This window comes from Endozoicomonas sp. SESOKO3, from assembly GCF_024606255.1.
This window is the reverse complement of sequence record NZ_JAHHPR010000262.1, coordinates 1-1828: the sequence shown is the minus strand read 5'-3', so window position 1 is coordinate 1828 and position 1828 is coordinate 1. Positions and strand designations below refer to the sequence as shown.

At 48.4% G+C, this 1828-nt stretch carries 1 protein-coding gene; it reads right to left on the bottom strand.

Annotated elements, in window-relative coordinates; genetic code table 11:
* On the bottom strand, window positions 1-1786 hold a 1786-nt coding region (locus KDK18_RS04720; RefSeq protein WP_257253564.1), incomplete at its 3' end, for a hypothetical protein.
* Between the last annotated feature and the right edge of the window lie 42 nt (window positions 1787-1828).

Sequence of the window (1828 nt, the reverse complement as noted above, 5' to 3'; positions counted from 1 at the left end):
GCCTTTCCTGATGTTGCAGTACTTCAACCGCAGGAAGCCCTGCTGATTTCCAGAGTCTGGTCATAACTTGCAGTAGCCAATGATTGGGAGGGCCGTAGTCACCTATCCAGCCCAGCACTTTTTTCACAGGCTTGTGTTTGGGCAAGCCCTGGTCACAATTCATGGACGAAAAAGTGCGGAACAACTTCATATTGAACTTGCCATCCTTGTGTTTCCATTCCGGCCAGTTCAGTATCTCTTTCACTTTCTCATGTTTGAGCACACCTTTGGAATGATTCATGGACGAGAAGGCGCGGAACAGCTCAATATCGAAATCGTCATCCTTGTGTTTCCATTCCGGCCAGTTCAGCACCTCTTTCACTTGCTCATGTTTGAGTATGCCCTGACCATGATTCAAGGACGTGAAGGCGCGGAATAGCTGTATATTGAACTCGTTATCCTTGTCTTTCCATTCCGACCAGCCCAGCACCTCTTTCACTTTCTCATGTTTGAGCTTGCCCTGGCTACGATTCATGGACGAGAAGGCGCGGAACAGCTCCATACTGAACTCGCCATCTCTGTCTTTCCATTCCGGCCAGCCCAGCACTTCTTTCACTTCCTCATGTTTGAGCATTCCTTTACTACTATTCATGGACGAGAAAGCGCGGAACAGCTCCATAAAGAACTCGCCATCCTTGTCTTTCCATTCCGGCCAGCCCAGCATTTCTTTTATTTCCATGTGTTCGGGCAGGCTTCTCTTTGCGTACATAGATGAGACCGAGCGGAACAGCTCCATACAGAACTCGCCATGCTTGTCTTTCCACTCCGGCCAGTCCAGCACATCTTTCACTTCCTCATGGTTGAGCATGCCTTTACTACTATTCATGGACGCGAAAGCGCGGAAAAGCTCTATACTGAACTCGCCGTCTTTGTGTTTCCATTCCGGCCAGCTCAGCACCTCTTTCACATCCTTATGTTTGAGCATGCCTTTGCTTGTATTCATGGACGAGAAGGCGCGGAAAAGCTCTGTACTGAACTCACCATCCCTGTCTTTCCATTCCGGCCAGCCCAGCACCTCTTTGACTTGCTTATATTTGGGCATGCCTTTGCTACTGTTCATGGACGAGAAGGAACGGAACAACTTTATACTGAACTCGCCGTCCTTGTCTTTCCACTCCGGCCAGCCCAGCAGCTCTTTCACTTCCTCATGTTTCAGCATGCCTCTGTTATGATTCATGGACGAGAAGGCTCGCAATAGCTCCATACTGAACTCGCCATCCTTGCCTTTCCATTCGGGCCAACCCAGCACCTCTTTCACTTCCTTATGTTCAAGCATGCCTCTGCCGCTATTCAAAGAGGAGAAGGTGCGGAACAGCTCCACACTGAACTTGCCATCACTGTCTTTCCATTCAGGCCAGCCCAGCACTTCTTTCACTTCCTCATGTTTGAGCATGCCTTTACTACTATTCATGGACGAGAAAGCGCGGAACAGCTCGATACTCAACTCGCCATCTTTGTCTTTCCATTCCGGCCAGCCCAGCACCTCTCTCACTTCACCATGTTTGAGTATGCCTCTGTCATGATTCATGGACGAAAAAGAGCGGAACAGTTCCGAATTGAACTCGCCATCCTTGCCTTTCCATTCATGCCAGCCCAGAATTGCTTTCACTTCCTTATGTCCGGGCACCCCTTTTCTTTTGTTCATGGACGAGAAGGAAGTCAATACCTTCAAACTCGCTAAATATTGGAGTTCACTCTGGCTACGTTCTGCAAAACTACGGATATGTTTTTTATTATTATTTAGCATGCTGGTCAGCATGCCGGTATTTTTGAAGTTTTCAGAAAGGTG